Source organism: Pseudoalteromonas sp. SG44-8, assembly GCF_014164125.1.
GTDB classification, from domain to species: domain Bacteria; phylum Pseudomonadota; class Gammaproteobacteria; order Enterobacterales; family Alteromonadaceae; genus Pseudoalteromonas; species Pseudoalteromonas rhizosphaerae.
Map to the genome: position 1 here is coordinate 14178 of NZ_JACJEQ010000039.1, position 18148 is coordinate 32325.

Here is an 18148-nt window from a genome sequence, read left to right on the forward strand (position 1 = left end):
AAGCCCTTACACTTAGGGCTTAAATTATCAAATAATGAGTTGTTGTGAATATTATTTTAATCGCCTATCTACTAATTTTTGCTTTGTTTGGCACGGCAGCGAGTTATTTCTTACGGTTTATTTATGCCTATTGGGTTAAAAAGCAGATGCCGATGCATTTTATTTTTAAAGCGGGGATTTGTATTGTGGCGGTCGTGGTAATTTCCGCGCTGATCCCATTATTGGTATAGCGCGGTTGCAGCAGAGCGACTATTTTAGCTCAAACGACTGGCATTGCTGATCAATACATAATGCTTGCACAGGTAAAACCGGTAAACAATCATTTAAACCATTGGTTTTATTATCGGCAGTTTCTTGCTGAGTAATTTGATCCGCTAACTGTTCTGCATTTTCTTGTTGTGTGTGCAAGGTTGAGTACACTACATAGCGGCTTGGACCACCACAGGCGCGTTGGCCTACTTCAAGCACCTTACATTGAAAACTCGCGGTACAGCTATTATCTTGCACCAACTCAGCCAATGCGCTATTTAATTTAGATACATTTGTATTGCCGTTTGCTGGTGTTGAGTCAGAAGTGCTGACACAACCACTGAGGATCAGCAAACTGGCTGTTGTTACTAAAAATTTAGAATATGATGAACGACTCATATTGGTTTCCCTTAATAAACACTTGTCGCAGAGCTTTCTAGTTTAACACATTTATTTTCAATACACTGAGCCGCAGGGGCAGTCAGGTGCTGACAAATACTGATCATCTTGTTCTGTGCATTAAATTGGCTTTCAAGGCTGGTGATCTGCTGAGTTAACTTTTCAACGGCTTGCTCATTTGCCGTTTTATTAGAGTAAACAATATAGCTACTAGGGCCGCCGCACGCACGGCTACCAACCGATAATACTTTACATTGAGAGCTGTTATCGCAGTTTAGATCTGCAATTTGTGTCTGTAATTGCTGGTGGACCTTTTTAATGTTATCTCTTGTTGCCGGAACTTCTGTTTGCGGATTTAACTTAGTCGCTTGATTATTTTTAACTAGCGCTGCAGGAGCCGGGCTAAGTTGGTTGTTATTCGGGGTCGCAGCATCAGAACAAGCCGATAAACATAACGGCAGTAGAAGCGCGATAATAAATAAGCGCATGATAAACCTTCATAGTGGTGAACAAGTAACCACCATCATACACTTTGCAGATAACACAGCAATAAAAACTATGGCATTCAAAGGTTAAACCCGACGCTAAGGACGGGTTTAATATTTTTATAGTCCGCCTTGGGTTAATTTTGCGGGATTGAGTAAAGCTTCCAGCTCACTACGTGATAGGTCAGTTTCTTGCTCAGCAACATCAAGAATTGGACGGCCATCTTGATATGCTTGTTTGGCAATTTTAGCTGCTTTAGCATAACCAATGACTGGATTAAGCGCGGTCACTAATATGGGGTTTTTGGCGAGTGCTTTGTCGATATTTGTGTGTTTCACTTTAAAGGATCGAATCGCTTTATCAGCTAATGCTTGGCTACTATTTGCTAGTAACTCAATACTTTGCAAAATATTGTAAGCTATTACTGGTAACATTACATTGAGTTCGAAGTTACCTGATTGACCTGCAACAGTAATAGTTGCGTCATTACCAATCACTTGTGCACTAACCATGGCTGCCGCTTCAGGGATCACAGGATTTACTTTACCGGGCATAATTGATGAACCGGGTTGTAAAGCTTCTAGTTCGATTTCACCAAGGCCAGCTAGTGGACCTGAATTCATCCAACGTAGGTCGTTTGCTATCTTCATTTGTGCAACCGCGAGTACTTTTAGCTGCCCTGATAAAGCGACAATGGTGTCTTGCGAACCTATGTTATAAAAAAAGTTCTTGCTTGGCACAAAGCGTACGCCGACGTTGGCACTGAGATTTTTACAAAATTGCTCAGCAAACAGGGGATCGGCATTTATACCAGTACCAACGGCTGTGCCTCCTTGCGCTAAAGCAGATACCCCCTCAAGGCTATAGCGGATCCCTGCCATTGCACTATCAACTTGGTGTTGCCAAGACCCTAGAATTTGCGCAAATGTCACTGGCATAGCATCCATCAAATGAGTTCGACCCGTTTTTACGATTTCACCTATTTCTGACTTTTTGCGCTCCAACGTTTGTGATAGCTGATCCAGCGCCGGAAATAGTTCATACACCACGTTAATTACACTGCTTACAGCAATAGTGGTAGGGATCACGTCGTTAGAGCTTTGCCCCATGTTTACGTCGTCGTTGGGATGGATAACCTCATCACCATAACGACTTGCTAAAGTTGCAATCACCTCATTAGCATTCATATTAGTGCTAGTACCTGACCCTGTTTGAAATATATCAATAGGGAAGTGTTCTAAATGTTCGCCATCAATGATCTCTTGGCATGCGCGCTCGATTAACTGTGCTTTATTTTTACTGAGATGACCTAGCTCGTAGTTGCTTTGCGCTGCGGCCTGTTTGATATAAGCAAGAGCGGTAATAAACTGTTTTGGCATTACTAAATCGCTAATGCGAAAGTTATTTACAGCACGTTGAGTTTGCGCTTGATAAAGTGCATCTGTAGGGACTTGTAATTCGCCCATACTATCTGATTCGGTTCTAAATTCGCTCATGAAAACTCCTAGAAAGGGTTAAATTCGTGACTGAGAATACGGGCTTCACGCTCTAGTATCAGGTATTTCTTGATACTATTATGACTTCTATAAAAGCGCTTTAATGCCAGTAACGGTTTATAAAGTTGCTCTAAACATTGTTTGCGAATTGCACAATGGACTAAAGAGTCGCACATTTTGTTGAGGATTTCATGGAAAGTGCGTCTTAGATAGAGTTCTTGCAGCAATAGACTGTGGTTTTTTTCGTAATGACGTGCAGCACTCAGGCCAGCTTCAATGTAATTTGCCACTAAAGCTGGCGCATGTAGCCCAGGTCGCGGGCAAATACATTTCATTTGCTGTTGATAATAAAGCATAGCGTGATGTTCATGCATAAGAAAAACCGATTAACTGTAATGATAATTATTATCATTACAGTTAATCGGTTTCGGTGCAAGTCACAAATTGTAAATATTGGCGGAAGGTGAGTTTTTTAATTGTAGCCAAGAATAAATATTTGGTCTGTTTCATGTATTAACGCCTGATTTTGTTGATTTGTTTGCGATAGTAAATCAATTACAGTGGCACGTTCATCACAGCCTATTTTATCTGTTACTGGTTTTTCACTTGCCGCAATTGCAGCGTCTAGGGCGGTATAAGGTGATATATACATAATCTTCTCCGTTTGGTTGATTCAATTAGATAAATGCATAACTCATACCATGCTCAATATTTTTTTTATTACTTTGAATTATATAGTTTTTATATAAAATTAATTATTTAATAGCGACATCTGTTGCAAGATTTGCTTTACTAATGGGCATACTTTACCAATCTTGGTGCATCTGTATTGAGATGCTTGGAAATATATATGACGAAACCTTTCTCGCAAGCGTGTGAAAATAATAAAAATCCAATATTAAGCGTCATCACAGCATATTTAGCACAAGTCGAGAGTGTGTTAGAGGTGGGATCAGGTACGGGGCAACACAGCGTGCACTTCGCTGCTAATTTGCCTCACTTACAATGGCATACCAGTGATCGCTTGGTTAATCATAATGGTATTAAACAGTGGCTTGATGAAGCAAAGCTAGATAACTTGCACGCACCAGTAGAGTTAGATCTAAATCGCCCTTGGCCAATAAATACCGTTGATGCTATTTATACTGCTAATACGTTACACATCGTCAGCAAACCGTTAGTTGAGCAATTTTTTACTGGTGTTAATAAGCATTTAGCGTCAAAAGGTCTCGTGTGTATTTATGGCCCATTTAAATACAACGGCAACTTTACCAGTGAAAGTAATCAGCGTTTTGATGAATTTTTAAATCAGCAAGACTGCCAAAGTGGCATTCGTGATTTCGAATGGGTACAGCAATTAGCTGAGCAAGCAGGGTTAATGCTTGTTGATGATATTGCGATGCCTGCTAATAATCAGTTATTGATTTTTAAACGTCATTAGTTATCAATCTTAAAAGGTAATAATTCAGTGCATTGCTGATGATAGATGCGCATATGCTGACGCTCACGTTGTAAGTAATCTGCTATCGCAGGACTAAAAGTAGCATCCATTACGGCATGTACGGAGTGAGTAAATACCGGTGCAAAACCTCGTGCTATTTTATGCTCGCCCTGCGCACCTGAGTGAAAACACTGAAGCTGATGTTTAATACAATATTCAATACCTTGGTAATAGCAAAGCTCAAAGTGCAGGCAATCAATTTCTGCTATAGCTCCCCAATAGCGCCCGTATAGTGTGTCATTATTTTTAAAGCTCAGTGTTGCAGCGACCACTTCGTGAGCATGGATGGCATGCATGATCACCAGTTTATCGGCCATTAAGGCATGTAACAAAATAAAAAAGTCATGATTTAAATAACCCATGTGGCCAGAGCGTTTTAAATAAGTGCGTTGATAAAACTCGCAAAACTGGCTCATCACAGCTTTAGTTATCTGTTCACCTTGCAGCCATTTAATACTAATATTTTGCTGGGTTATTTTATTACGTTCTTTTTTCAATACTTTACGTTTTCGTGCAGTTAACTGCGCTAAAAAATCGTCAAAAGTAGCGTAGTTTTGATTTTGCCATTGAAACTGCACGCCAATACGATGCATACCTTGATGTGGTGTGAGTTGAGAGGCTTGCTGTTGCGAGCAAAAGTTAATGTGCCAGCCAGACCAACCTTGTTGCTCACATTGAGCTGTTAAAGTCTGTGTAATGTACTGATATACTTGTTCTGGGTGTGAGTGTGCAATCGAGAGGCGTTGACCTTCAATAGGGCTAAACGGTGAGCCAGATAACCACTTAGGGTAATATTCTAAACCATGTTGCTGGTAAGCTTCAGCCCATGCCCAATCAAATACATATTCGCCATAAGAGTGACTTTTTAGATAGCCGGGTGCTAATGCCACCAAAGTATCATTTTGGTAAATGGCTAAATGTTGCGGTTGCCAACCAGACGCGGCTGATACGCATTGGCTTTGTTCTAATGCAAATAAAAATGCATGATCAGTAAATGGATTATCGGCAAAAAACTGCTGCCAAACAGCGGCATCTATTGCACTGATACTGGTTAACCAGCGGTGACTAAATATACTCATTATTGATTGTCCTGCGAGCCTTCAACCTGCTTTATAAACTGTTTTATATAGAGTGCTTGCTCAGTAAAGTAAGGGTTGTAAGTCAGACGTTGAAAGGTTGGAAATGCTGCAATATTTTCTGCAGTACGCTCGCCAATATTAGGTTTTTCGGTCGTTTTACATTGCTTATACAAAGTATCATCATCGAGGTAACTGCCGCAATTGCGATAAGCGCCAGCAATACCGTAGTAAGGGTTATCAGGTGAGTTAACTACGGCAATATGAGAAATACCATGAATGTTTTTACAGGTTGCATTTTTGCACTGTGGATTTAATACCCTGTAGTCTTTTGGAAAATCACTGGTAATGGTTGTTTTATCACCGTAATAAACCAAAGTATCTAAGCTATTTGCAGGGCGTATCTTTACATCATGTAAGGCGCTTAATAATAGCAGCGATGCGCGGGTATCAATGGTGGTATCTACATCACTCATTACTGAAAAAATAGCTAAGTTTGGTAATTGACGCTCGATTAGTTCTGGTAACGCAATTGAGCGCATAGCATCGTCGGCTGCGGTTGCGGCATTAAATGGAAACGACTCATATTTAGCAAAATCAATATCGGCGTCTTTATCTATCCAATTCACAAAGGGAATACGATCAATCCACTTCGCCAGCCAACCATTTTTATTATGTGGTTCAGTGGCGGGCGAAAACAGCATCAGTGCGGTTATTTTTGGGTTAGCGGGCTTGACAGTTAGATAATTGAGTAACAGGGCTGCACCTGTAGAGTAGCCACCTAAAATCACTTGATCAAAATCTTTGATAGTGCGCTTGATAGCATAGTCAACAGCTTGCTGCCATTGTTTGGCATTAATACTACTTAGTGCATCAGCTGCGGTGCCATGGCCTGGTAACAGCAAAGTACGTACGGTATAGCCCTGTTGAAAGTAAATCTGTGCCAAGTCATGATAGGTAAATGGAGAGTCGGTAAGCCCATGAATCAATAGAACCGCTTTGTGGTTGTTATTTTGGCGTAATTCAAATGGCGCTATAAGATCAACTATATTAGGGGGGCTAGTACGTTGCTGTTGTTTAACTAAAAGCTGATAGGTATCAGTTAAAACAGGGCAAGGCATTGATGCGCGAGGGTTTGCCGCTAAAATATGTTGGTATGCAAAGCTTAAATAATCACTAAATGCTTGCTCACTTTGATAGGAAAAATCCGTATTAGCATTGCTTTTTTCAAACCGTAATAAGCCCTGCTTTTTGCTGTTCATAATATAGTTTAAATCAGTCAACTGAGTAACGCAGTTGGTTTGGCCGATAGCAAGGCTAGAGGTTGTTAATAAAGTGAGAGTTAGTAATATTCCATTAAGGCTCATAAACATCTACATAATTGATTAGGCACTCGGTTAGCTTATCGAGTTCGAGGGGTTTTGCAAGATGCTGATTAAAACCAATTGCTAAGGCATTGGCTTTATCCTCAGGCATTACATCAGCGGTTAAGGCAATGACGGGTAATTGTTCAGTACTTTTAATTTGACGTATCAAGGCGGTGGCTTGGTAACCGTCCATAATAGGCATTTGGCAATCCATTAACACTAAATCGAAGTCATTTATTTTAACTTGCTCTACTGCTAATTCGCCATTTTCAACCAGTGTTGGGGTGATCCCTAAAGAGCTAAGCATTGCTTTTATTACTAATTGATTGACGCTGTTATCTTCTGCAACCAGTATTTTTAGTTTGCTTAAATCAACATGCTGTTGTGTGTGCTTTACCGTTACTTGTTGCGCAGCGCACGTATTTAACTCGACAGACAGGGTAAATGTGGAGCCTTTACCTGGCTCGCTTTGTACGCTGATGTCTCCAGACATTAGCAAACTAAGTTCTTTTGCGATTGTTAAGCCAAGCCCGGTGCCACCAAACTTGCGTGATGTGGAATTATCAGCTTGGGTGAATGCATCAAATAATTTACTTTGCTCTGATGGCGCAATGCCAATACCAGAGTCCTTAATAGCCAAGGTAATTTGCCTACGTTTATCGGTGATCTCCTTACAGTATGCGCTAACACTTACTTCACCTTCGCAGGTAAACTTAATGGCGTTACTACATAGGTTTAATAAAATTTGCTCAATTCGCATAACATCACCTTCAAACCAAATATCAGTTGGTAATTGGTTATCAACCTTCCAGTGAATGCCTTTTTGTTCAGCGCTTTGTTCGAACATACTACTAATCCGAGCAAGAAGAGCATTTAAATCAAAAGGAGCGACTTCCAAGGTGAGCTTTTGTGATTCAATTTTAGAGATATCGAGTACATCATTGATTAAACTTAACAATGATTTAGACGCTAAATTAATTTTATTTAGATAACCGGTGAGAATTTCAGCGCTATCTTCACTTTTAGCTAAGGTTGAAAAACCGATCACCGCATTAAGCGGCGTACGAATTTCATGACTCATATTGGCTAAAAACCGGCTTTTAGCCTGATTCGCTAAATCAGATTGCTTTTTAGCTCTGACAAGCGAGCGAGTACGTTCCGCTACTAAGCGCGATAGAGCAATATGTTGATGATTGAATAACAGTAATACCAGTAAAATAAGTGAGCTTACAATGACCTGTAGAATAATTAAAAAGAGTGTCATGTGATTAGTTTGATGCGGTAGGAACTCATCTTTAATCGTTAAATCAACTAGCCATGTTTGCCCTGCAAAATTAATCGTGATGGTTGTAAGCTTATTGCTTTTGGTCGGCACATTTTCGGCGTTTGAATAAAACGGGTTGGTAGCATTGGCTTCATAAATAGCGATATTAAACATCTTATTTTGTGCTTGCGTGAGTGATTGAGCAAGTATGTTTTCCACTAAAAATACACCTGTTGCGTAGCCTTTAATTGAGGCAATCTCATTGTTTTGTTGATACACAGGAGCAAATAATAAATAAGCGGGTTCAGGTTTTTGTGCTTGCACTAATTGAATTATTTTAGTGCCTACAGGGCGATTTTTGATGCGTGGGTCGAGTAAAGTCTCACGGCGATCTTTACGAGAATTGAGGTTAAAACCAATAGCGGATTGATTTTCTGCAAAAGGAGCGATATAGGTAATAATAACTAATGGATCGTCGTTTGATAATGGCGCTCCTTTAATACTCGGATCAAAGTTATATGAATTATAAATTTCATCGAGCTGCTTGTTAAAATCACTGACCTGAGCTGGGGGAATTTTGCGATTCCATGAAAATGCTTTAATAAATGAATGCTCAGCCAGTAATTGGGCACTGTAGCTATCAAACTCTTGCTGACTTAAAGTTGGTGTTGATTGGATTTGGCTCGCAAGGCTTTGTACGGTTATTTGGCTAAGGTTTAAATTGCGCAGTAAACTGTTTTCAATGATAGATGTTTCACGCTTGGCAATTTGTATCGCATTTGAATAAGTCTCTTGGTTGTATAGCTTAGTGGTTAAGGCTACAGAGACGAATAATACCGAGCAGACTGCGATGGTTGGCAATGGGGTGACGTAGTGTCGTTTAAATTTAGGCTGTAATAACGCCAATAAAAAGGGGGTTGCGATTAGAACGCCGAGTGAGTCACCTAACCACCAATAAGTAACATTATTCCAATGATTATCAATGCTGTAGGCGGGATTAAATTGACTTAAAGCATAGACTCCAATATTGGCCGATATGAGGCTGACGACAATACCGACTATAAAAATAAAATAAATAATAGATTGGCGTTGTTTTAAATACAGCGGATGGCCTAGCCAGTACTTTAAAAGAGCAGCGCCAATCATGCCTTGTAATACGGCGCCTAAGCCGATTAGCAGTACTTGTTGTAATGTATTGCCAATTAAAACCTGATCAGTGATCGCGTTATCACCGGTACTTAAATTAAAGGCGACAGAGGCAATAAATAATGCCGGAATAAAACGCCACCACCAGATAAAACAGCCAACTAAGGCAATACCAGCAGGGAGCCAAATAGGGATGACTTGTGATTGAAAGGCAAAATTAGTTAATAACTTACCAGTTGCAAAATAAGCAATAGCAAACGATATGTAAAAAACAAAAGAACTGGATGTTGAACGAAAAATCTTCACATGCATCCTTGTTAAATATTATTTTTATAGTGATATTTCAGTATAGCGAATCGGCACTAAATAGTATTATTTTTTAAAGTGGTAGCTGCTTTTTGCTAAATGTTTGCTTTAAAACCACTGTAGACTCAATGTTAGCAATACAATCAATACTCCCTAGCTTATATTTAACAAAACTTTCGTAGCTTTCTAAATCGGTAGCAATAATCTTCAATAAGTAATCATAGCTTCCTGATATGACAGAGCACTCCAGTACATGATTCAGTTTTTCCACGTGTTCTTCAAACATATTTGCCGCACTGGCGGAATTTTGGCTCAACCGCACAAACGCATAGACCAGCACGTTTAACCCGAGTGCGCGTGGGTTTAAGGCTGCGTGATAGCCAGTGATCACCTTGCTTGCTTCAAGTTTTTTTATACGTCTCAAACAAGGGGTATCCGATAGACTTACAGTTGTTGCAAGTTCTGATACAGAGGTGCGCGCATTGCTTTGTAACAACGTTAGTAATTGTTGATCTTTTTTATCTAAACTCATAACTATGACAATAAATTTTATTTAATGGTGATTATAGAGTGAATATCACTAATTGTATGGGTTTTTATTAGTGGTTTTGCTGATTTGTGCTCTATGTTATCTGTTAACCTAAATGCAATAAAATTTGGTATGGAGTAATACCTGTGAGTAATAATACCCAGGCATTTGATGAGTGGCTCAGAACCCGCTTTGTAGAAATTAATAGTCAACTAGAGGCTATCTATTGGCAACAAGAAGATAAAGCTAACGTAGAATTTGTCGGGGAGCAATTTAAGCATCAGTTAGAGGCTGAGGGTAATGCGCATATTCGTAAGTTACTGGCAGAAGGCAATACTGATGAAGGATTTGATCGTGCGTTTGATTTACTTGGCAATGTAGGATTATTTATGGCGGCTTGTCGACGCCATGAGATCACTGAACCATCGCGCGAAACAACCTCCCCTTTAGTCGAGGCCTCGGCACTAGCCATGCATATTGGTGCATCAATTGGGGTTACTCCGCGTTTTGCGACGGCTCACTTAACCACCCATAATAAGGCGATTAATGGCCTTTATAAGCGCTTTACGGATCTGCCAGATGAAAAATTATTTATTGATTACAATACCAAAGGGATTTTAGCCTATAAGCGAGCAGCTGACGCATTATTAAAAATTCAGCCATTAGGTATTTCGCATCCGCTATGCGGTGATTTACTTAAAGTTGCCAAGCAGGCGTTGGTCGATGTGATTGAATCGAATACGGCTTTATATAATCAGTTAGACACCGAGCGATTCTTTTTCTGTGTACGTCCTTACTATAAGCCGTATCGGGTTGGCAAAGAGGTTTACCGTGGAGCCAATGCGGGAGATTTTGCCGGAATTAACGTTATAGATATGCTGTTAGGTTTATGCTTTGCCAACGAACCGAGTTACTCACAAATGCTGGTGGATAAATTTTTATATATGATGCCTGAAGATCAGCAAATTCTGCGAGAGTCTATGCGTATGCCAAGCATAATGGATGACTTTTTAGCGGCAGGAGATACCCGCCATAGCTCGTGGTTTAAAACCAATGCCAAGTTGTTTATACAAGTATGTAAGCTGCATGGCGATACTGCAATAGGTCATCATAATCAACTGGTTAGTAAGTTTATAGCTCAGCCAGCTCAACACATGCAACAGCAACATATGAATAAAGTAACTGCCAGCGGTCCGCCATTGCATGTGTTATTGGATTCTCTTGAACAATTAAGAGATCGTCGAGCAGCAGCAAAGCGTGATGATATAAGAACTCGTTATGATGATTTAGCACAATTAAAGCAATGGGTGAGTAATTAATATGTACAAAGATGACTTTAATCTTGCCGCAGGCTGTTACTTGCTAAATCACTCTGTTGGCCGTGCACTGAAAAGCAGCCAAGATGATTTTAACCAGCACTTTTTTGCTCCTTGGCAAGCGAGTAATAAAGAGCCATGGCAGCAGTGGCTGCCAGCCATTGAACGCTTTACTCAGGCGCTCAGTACATTGTTTAATTCACCGAGCAGGCAATTTTGCCCACAAGTAAATTTATCGAGCGCTTTAACAAAGTTAGTTATGTCGCATCCTCGCTTACGGCAAGCTAATTGTAAGGTGTTGATGGCGCAAAGTGACTTTCCTAGCATGGGGTTTGCAATGCAAAAAGCGCTGGCTAGTAGCGCTGAAATAAAGTTTATTCCTGAACACGTAGATTTAACTGATAGCGTGCAATGGCAACAATATATTCAAACAGATATTGATTTAGTATTTATTAGTCACGCTTATTCAAATACTGGCCAGCAAGCGCCAGTAGCTGAAATTACGCAACTGTGTAAGCACGCAGGCTGTTTGAGTCTTGTTGATGTGGCGCAGTCAGCTGGTGTATTGCCTCTAGATTTAAGCCAAGTTGATGCTGATTTTATGATTGGTTCCAGCGTTAAGTGGTTATGCTCAGGTCCCGGTGCGGCATATTTATGGGTAAGCCAGGCGCAATTAAATGTGTGCGAACCACAAGATGTAGGGTGGTTTTCACATCAAAATCCATTTGAGTTTGATATTCATCACTTTGCTTATCATGATAGCGCATTGCGTTTTTGGGGCGGCACTCCATCGATTGCACCATTTGTACTCGCAGGGCATAGCATTGGTTACTTTGCTAAATTAGGTGTTGCAACAGTGCGAGCGCACAACTTGGCGCTACTTGAACAATTAAGTGCAGAGTTTAGGCCATATTTGGTGTCACCAACAACGCCAGAAAAACGTAGCGGTACAGCTATTTTAAATTTTGGCGAGCAACAGCCAGCGGTATTAAGCGCGCTGTCTCAGGCGAATATAAGTGTCGATGCGCGAGCATATGGGGTGCGAGTTTCACCGCATATTTATAACAACAGTAGTGATATAGCACAGCTAATAAAAGTGGTTAAACAAACCCTAAGCTAAATTTATTGGCTTAGTTGCGTTTTAAACGCTTTTAACGCATCAATTTGTTGCTGATACTGCTTTATTTTCGGCTCAATGCGTTGCTCAGCTTGTGCTGTGCGTTTTGCTATAGCATCAGCAATTGAGTTTGCACCCATTTTATTTGCAGAGTCTTGCGTCATATAGTTTATTTTGGTTTTTTGTTCTGCAAGAGTATCTTGAAGTTGCTTCATTTCTCGTTGATAAACTGCAATTTCACGATCAATTTTTTGCATCGCAACATAACTATCTACAGACGCCATGATATCTTTGCTTTGTTGCGTATTAGTTGCTTGGGTCACATTAGTTGGTGGAATTTTTATTTCTTTAGCATCGTCACCACAAGGTAGTTGACTAAAGGTAGCCACGCCATCAACCGTGCATTGGTAAGCAGCCGTAGCCACAGCTGCTGGTGGTATCAGCATCGCTAAGGCACAAACCATTGTTAACTGAAGTTGTCGCAAGTACACTTATGAATCCCTAAATTTGCATTAAAATATCCAGTGCAGCTAGTTTATCAAGTTTGTTAATTTGAATCGCCAATTAATCGTTGCTATTTATTAGTGAATTTATTTTCCTTATAACGGTGCCTTTTGCAGTGAAAAATACCCGAGCAAGTGACGCATAGTGTTGGCTTGATCTGCCATTTGTTTTGCCGCAGCCATGGTTTCTTCAGTCATCGCTGAGTTTTCTTGGATCAAGGTTGTTAGGCGTTGTACCACAATATCTACCTCTTTAATTGCCTGTTGTTGGGTAATCGAAGAGCTATTGATAGACACTATCATATGGTTAACATCAGCCACAGCGCTGACAATTTGCTTTAGTTTCTCACCTGATGAGTTAGCAAGGGCGGTACCGTGACTAATTTTTTGGTTGCTGTTGCTTATTATAGTTTTAATTTGTTTCGCCGAGGTTGCGCTACGTCCAGCTAATTCTCTAACCTCATTGGCAACGACCGCAAACCCGCGACCATGCTCGCCAGCTCTGGCAGCTTCTACCGCTGCGTTGAGAGCTAATAAATTGGTTTGAAATGCTATTTCATCAATAACAGAGACAATTTCATTAATATCCTTACTGGAATTATTGACCTCAACAATGGCATGAACCGTTTGTATGGATAGCTCGCCCCCTTCGGTTGCGCTCATTTGAGCGTTTTCTGCAAGCTTAACCGCTTCGTTAGCTTGCTTAGCAATGGCTGCTATTTCATCTAGCATGTTACTGCTGCTAGCACTGGCTTCTTCTAAATTGGCTGCTTGCTCTTCAGTGCGTTGACTTATTTCGGTGTTACTCTCTGCTATCTCTGCGGCGCTTTGTGATACTCTTAAGGCAGAGTCTTGGATGCTGCTAATAACACTGGTAAGTTTTTCAATCGTTTGATTTACATCTGCTTTTAATGTAGCAAATACACCTTGGTAATCCTGCTGTACTTGTTGATTTAAATTGCCTTGAGCAAGCCCGCTTAATACCTTAGTTACCTCTGCGATTGCATCTGCGGTGATGGTCAAAGAACTGTTCACATCATTTTGCAGCTGCGCTAATTGGCCTTGCATGTTTGTCTCTAGTTGTTGATTAAAATCACCGCTACGCATAGCTGCCATAACGCGCGCGAGTTCAGCAATAACAATACTCAAATTGCTAATAGAGCTATTTACATCATCTTTAAGTACATTGAGTTGGCCATTCATATCGCTATCGATTGTCTGCTCGAAGTTACCTTTACTGATCGCCAGCATAACGTTTGATATTTCACTTACAGCAGTGTCTAAACCCATAATTGAGTTATTAATATTATGCTTTAAAGTTGATAATTGGCCATTGGCACTGCAATTTACTTGTTGTTTAAAGTTGCCAGCATTTACGGCTGCCATAACATCGTTAATATTTTTAATGATTAACGCGAGATTGTCGACGCTCGCGTTGATATCATTTTTAAGTGTGGCTAACTGGCCTTGTAGAGGTTGCTCAAGGTGTTGTGAAAAATCCCCATCGTGAAGTGCGCTCATTACGCGACTGATATCACTTACTGCTCCCGCTAAACTGTGTACTGAATTATTCACACTGTTTTTTAATTGTGCCAAAGAGCCTTGTGCGGCTACCGTAACCTGTTGTTTAAAGTCACCATGTTCGATATGGCTCATTACCCCGACAATTTCAGTAATGGTGCTATTTAGCGATTGCAGAGAGCCATTTATATTTTGTTTTAAGGTGGCCAGCTGTCCCTGCATTGGGGTTGTTATTTGGCTGTTAAAATTTCCTTGGCTCATTTCATCTATAATATGATTTATTTCACTCATTGCTTGCTCTAGCGAGTCTGCGCAATTATTTGTGGCCTGTTTTAAGGAATCTAATTCACCTTTGCAGGGCGCACTAATTCGGTGGTTAAATTCACCTGCGGCCATTTTATTCATAACCGTATTGGTTTGGGAAATAGAGCTTTGCAGCGCATCAAGGAGGCAATTAAAAGCACTTGCCGATGAACCTATTTCATCATTCGAAAGCACAGGCGTTCGTACCGAAAAATCACCTTTTTGTTCAACGTGACGCATTGTGTCGACAAGTAATTGCACAGGGCGGGTGAGCGAACGAGCAAACCAAATAGCGACCAGAGTAATGGCAATGATCGATATTATTAAGGTGCTAATGAGAATCGTCGTTAAATGACTGACTGTGGCAAAAGCTTCTTTTTTATCTATTTCAGCCAGTAATGACCACTGTATACCTAATACGTTAATAGGTTGATAAGACGACAGTACTAAGGAGCCGCTATAATCGGTGATTACTTGCTGACCTTTTTTACCTTGCTGAGTAAGCTCAGTTGCCAGCGTTTTTACTTTACCTATGCTTGGATAGCGAAAAGAATTTACAACTGAGCGGTTTTCGGGGTCGAGAAAGGAATCAGAACGCATTAAAAAATCAGGTCCGACTAAATATGTCTCGCCACTTGTACCTAAGCCAGCCCGCTCAGTCATAATGACATTTAGGGCATCAATGGATAGTTGAAAAATCAAGGTGCTGGTATGTACGCCTTGGTTATAAATTGGGGTGGCGATAAAACTGGCTGGTGCATTATAAGATGGCAAATATTGCTGATAATCGACAAAGGTTATTTCATCTTCATTGATCATTTTTGCTTGTTTAAATGCCAATGCTAGGTTGCTATTAGCATAAGGTCCATCGAGTAAAGAAGTGGCAAAGTCAACTTCTTTGTAAACAGAGTAAACTACTTCAGCGCTGCGATTGTCGATGATAAAGACATCATAAAAATCAAATTTTTGCGCAAAATTTAGTAAAAAACTATGGTATTTGCTGTGTAGTAAATTGTAGTTATTATCAGCACTTGCTTGTACTAATTTTGCTTTCTCGCCAAGTGGGTATGGGTTATCTGCTAGGTATTGTGATTGCCAATATTTAGCCGTGGGTGAAAGTGTGGAAAGCAGCTCAGAAGTTGGCAATTTGTCTTCGTTTTTAAGCCGGTATTTAGTATTAAAGTCGTTGTGATAGTAATCTGCCAGCTGTTGCTCTGCGGTGCTGTCGAGAGATGTTGTATAGGGCTCTTTAAATGCACGGCTAAGTTCATCTGCTGCGGTGTGGAGTAAAGGGCTTTGTGCTAAAAATAATAATTGCGCATGTATATCGGCAAAATGCCTTTCAATGGCGCTTTTTTTAATTTCACTAACCGCTTCTAATTGAGCATAAGTTTGTTTATTTAAAGCAGTAGCCGAGTTATACAGTGCAAGACTGATGGCTATCGCCAAGGGAATTAATGCAACGAGCAAAAAGGCAATAACAAGCTTTTTAGTCAAGCCAATATTACGTACAAAATTTCCGAATGAACGGGTTTGGTTAGCCATAACAACATCCTTATCAAAGCAAAGCTGTAAACCTAATATAGGTAATTAAGATTTAGTGTAGAACAGCTTGAATTAAAAGCGAGTCGATGACGAAAAATAGATTTTTTAGTTGCTGTAATGCAATCGCTATACTCTGTTAAACTACGGGCATTCAAATTTAAGTGTGTTTGCTATGAAAAACTCCATTATTCCAGTTGTATTGGCCGGTGGTATCGGTTCGCGGTTATGGCCATTATCGCGCCAAGCTATGCCAAAACAGTTTTTACCTTTACTGGGAGATGAGTCATTATTGCAAAGTACCTTAAATAGAGTCTCTGACTCATGTTTTACTGATCCGATTTTGGTTTGTAATGAACAGCATCGCTTTATTGTCAGCAGCCAATGCCAGCAAATCGGTGTTGCAACCATGGCGTTACTATTAGAGCCTGATGGCAAAAATACTGCTCCCGCCATCGCATTGGCAGCACAATACGCATTACAGCAAGGGCTTGATAAACCTTTATTAGTGATTCCAGCCGATCATCATATTGATAACTTTGAGTTGTTAATAGAGCAACTTCCTGATGCGATAAGCTTGGCGCAACAGGGCAAGTTAATTACCTTTGCAATTGAGCCAGACTCAGCCCATTGCGGTTACGGTTATATTAAAAATGGCACTAAAATAGCATCTTCAAACTGCTATGAAGTTGATCAATTTAAAGAAAAGCCCAGTCTACTATTAGCACAGCAATATCTTGCCAGTGGCGAATATAGCTGGAACAGTGGAATGTTTTTATTCACTCCTAGCGCATACCTTGCTGAACTTGAGCGTTTTGCACCAAAAATCGCCAGTTGCATTGCAGCAGCCGCCAATTTCAGTGGTGACTTAGGTTTTACCCGTGCCAATAATGAAGTCTTAAAAAACTGTCCAAGTGATTCAATCGACTATGCTATTTTAGAACGCAGCCCAAATGTGGCGGTGCTGCCTTTAGCGCTGAATTGGAATGATGTCGGCGGTTTTAATGCGCTATGGCAAAGTGCCGATAAAGACGAGCAAGGCAATAGCCTAAGCACAGATGACGTGGTTTTACATAGCCATAACAACTTGCTCAGCGGTGAAGAAGGTCATAGTATCGCAGCTCTTGGGGTGAGTGATTTAGCGATTATTCACACCCATGATGCAACTTTAGTCGCGAGCAAAAGCCAATTAGAGCAGCTTCCGGAACTATTAAAGCAATTAGCCGTTAAGCACGGTGATAAATTGATCCATCATCAAGCCGTGTATCGACCGTGGGGTAGTTACCGAGTGTTAATTGCAGGCACCGGCTTTAAAGTGAAAAAAATTATTGTCAGCCCAGCTGGCAAACTTTCAACGCAGCGCCATCAGCACCGCGCTGAACATTGGGTTGTCGTCTCTGGCATTGCTGATGTGCGTATTGATGGCCAAGCACACAGGCTTACTGCCGATCAATCTTGCTATATAGCCGCCGGTCACATTCACAGTTTAGCAAACACGCAAAATGAGCCACTTATTCTTATAGAAGTACAAACTGGCAGCGTTTTAGATGAAACGGATATTGAACGTTTTGACGATCAGTATGGTAGAAAATAGTGAAGGTTAATCGCTTTTAACCCAGCCAATACTTAATATATAACGACTACCTTTTTCTATTTTGGTTACTGCATGCTGAGTTATATCGGGCCTAAATAGTTTTATACGCTGGCTTTGAAATAAGGTGTTTTCGCACATAAACTCACCGCCCAGTTGGGCACGTTTGATAATGAGATTTAAACGAAAATGCTTACCTTTTTTTACTTTATCTGTATGGGGCTTTATTTCACTACCAACGGGAAACTTAATTAAATAAGTATCAAACTTTACTGGCCAATGGGCGCCACACAGAAGCATTTTGTCATAGCCCGAATCTTGCCTGCCACGCTGCCAGCGAAATAAATTTTTAAAAATAGCCATTGTATCTTTTCCTTATTACTTTAACTTCGCCAACTCGCCAACTCGCCAACTCGCCAACCCCCCAATTCTTCAA

General features: G+C 40.5%; 17 protein-coding genes. 5 read left to right on the forward strand and 12 right to left on the reverse strand.

What is annotated here, in order from left to right; all coding sequences use genetic code 11:
- Positions 1-44: 44 nt before the first annotated feature.
- The gene (locus H5163_RS19390; protein WP_145242705.1) at positions 45-230 is read left to right on the forward strand and encodes a hypothetical protein; all 186 of its coding nucleotides are present in this window, start codon (positions 45-47) and stop codon (positions 228-230) included.
- A gap of 19 nt (positions 231-249) precedes the next feature.
- On the opposite strand, the gene H5163_RS19395 is transcribed toward H5163_RS19390, so the two are convergent.
- The 5 genes from H5163_RS19395 to H5163_RS19415 form a co-directional block, all read right to left on the reverse strand.
- On the reverse strand, positions 250-648 hold the full coding sequence (locus H5163_RS19395) for a hypothetical protein (RefSeq protein WP_145242706.1): 399 nt from the start codon (positions 646-648) through the stop codon (positions 250-252).
- An 11-nt stretch (positions 649-659) separates the two neighbouring features.
- Positions 660-1136: a hypothetical protein gene (locus H5163_RS19400; RefSeq protein WP_182735767.1), complete on the reverse strand. Its 477-nt coding sequence runs from the start codon at positions 1134-1136 to the stop codon at positions 660-662.
- A gap of 117 nt (positions 1137-1253) precedes the next feature.
- Entirely contained in the window at positions 1254-2630 is a 1377-nt protein-coding gene (locus tag H5163_RS19405) for a lyase family protein (RefSeq protein WP_145242710.1), read from the reverse strand.
- A gap of 8 nt (positions 2631-2638) precedes the next feature.
- Positions 2639-3004 (reverse strand): hypothetical protein, encoded by a 366-nt coding sequence (locus tag H5163_RS19410; RefSeq protein WP_257325145.1) that lies wholly within the window; start codon positions 3002-3004, stop codon positions 2639-2641.
- A gap of 98 nt (positions 3005-3102) precedes the next feature.
- Positions 3103-3282 (reverse strand): hypothetical protein, encoded by a 180-nt coding sequence (locus H5163_RS19415; protein ID WP_145242712.1) that lies wholly within the window; start codon positions 3280-3282, stop codon positions 3103-3105.
- A gap of 198 nt (positions 3283-3480) precedes the next feature.
- On the opposite strand from H5163_RS19415, the gene H5163_RS19420 reads away from it, so the two are divergent.
- Complete coding sequence (locus tag H5163_RS19420) at positions 3481-4071, forward strand: DUF938 domain-containing protein (protein ID WP_149983352.1); 591 nt, start codon at positions 3481-3483, stop codon at positions 4069-4071.
- Here H5163_RS19420 and H5163_RS19425 read toward each other — a convergent pair.
- From H5163_RS19425 to H5163_RS19440, 4 genes are all read right to left on the reverse strand, one after another.
- Positions 4068-5210 carry a GNAT family N-acetyltransferase gene (locus H5163_RS19425; protein WP_145242716.1) on the reverse strand — a complete coding sequence of 381 codons (1143 nt, stop codon included), beginning with the start codon at positions 5208-5210 and terminating at the stop codon, positions 4068-4070. The two genes, H5163_RS19420 and H5163_RS19425, sit on opposite strands and share 4 nt — an antisense overlap.
- Positions 5210-6574, reverse strand: coding sequence for a carboxylesterase (locus tag H5163_RS19430; RefSeq protein ID WP_145242718.1), 1365 nt, complete (start codon positions 6572-6574; stop codon positions 5210-5212). The genes H5163_RS19425 and H5163_RS19430 overlap by 1 nt, the downstream gene beginning before the upstream one ends.
- Positions 6564-9290, reverse strand: a complete 2727-nt coding sequence (locus H5163_RS19435; protein ID WP_182735768.1) for a CHASE domain-containing protein — start codon at positions 9288-9290, stop codon at positions 6564-6566. The genes H5163_RS19430 and H5163_RS19435 overlap by 11 nt, the downstream gene beginning before the upstream one ends.
- 73 nt (positions 9291-9363) lie before the next feature.
- On the reverse strand, positions 9364-9822 hold the full coding sequence (locus H5163_RS19440; RefSeq protein ID WP_182732562.1) for an Lrp/AsnC family transcriptional regulator: 459 nt from the start codon (positions 9820-9822) through the stop codon (positions 9364-9366).
- A 137-nt stretch (positions 9823-9959) separates the two neighbouring features.
- Between H5163_RS19440 and H5163_RS19445 the strand changes: the two genes are divergently transcribed.
- Positions 9960-11138: a monodechloroaminopyrrolnitrin synthase PrnB family protein gene (locus H5163_RS19445; protein WP_404936112.1), complete on the forward strand. Its 1179-nt coding sequence runs from the start codon at positions 9960-9962 to the stop codon at positions 11136-11138.
- A gap of 1 nt (position 11139) precedes the next feature.
- Positions 11140-12255 (forward strand): aminotransferase class V-fold PLP-dependent enzyme, encoded by a 1116-nt coding sequence (locus H5163_RS19450; protein ID WP_182735769.1) that lies wholly within the window; start codon positions 11140-11142, stop codon positions 12253-12255.
- 2 nt (positions 12256-12257) lie between these two features.
- Here H5163_RS19450 and H5163_RS19455 read toward each other — a convergent pair whose 3' ends face one another.
- Complete coding sequence (locus H5163_RS19455; protein WP_259399836.1) at positions 12258-12698, reverse strand: DUF4124 domain-containing protein; 441 nt, start codon at positions 12696-12698, stop codon at positions 12258-12260.
- A 153-nt stretch (positions 12699-12851) separates the two neighbouring features.
- Positions 12852-16124: a methyl-accepting chemotaxis protein gene (locus H5163_RS19460; protein WP_182735770.1), complete on the reverse strand. Its 3273-nt coding sequence runs from the start codon at positions 16122-16124 to the stop codon at positions 12852-12854.
- A 172-nt stretch (positions 16125-16296) separates the two neighbouring features.
- On the opposite strand from H5163_RS19460, the gene H5163_RS19465 reads away from it, so the two are divergent.
- Positions 16297-17715: a mannose-1-phosphate guanylyltransferase/mannose-6-phosphate isomerase gene (locus H5163_RS19465; protein ID WP_182732559.1), complete on the forward strand. Its 1419-nt coding sequence runs from the start codon at positions 16297-16299 to the stop codon at positions 17713-17715.
- A 6-nt stretch (positions 17716-17721) separates the two neighbouring features.
- Here the strand turns inward: H5163_RS19465 and H5163_RS19470 are convergent, their stop codons facing one another.
- Complete coding sequence (locus H5163_RS19470; RefSeq protein ID WP_145242732.1) at positions 17722-18075, reverse strand: 2OG-Fe(II) oxygenase; 354 nt, start codon at positions 18073-18075, stop codon at positions 17722-17724.
- Positions 18076-18148: the final 73 nt, after the last annotated feature.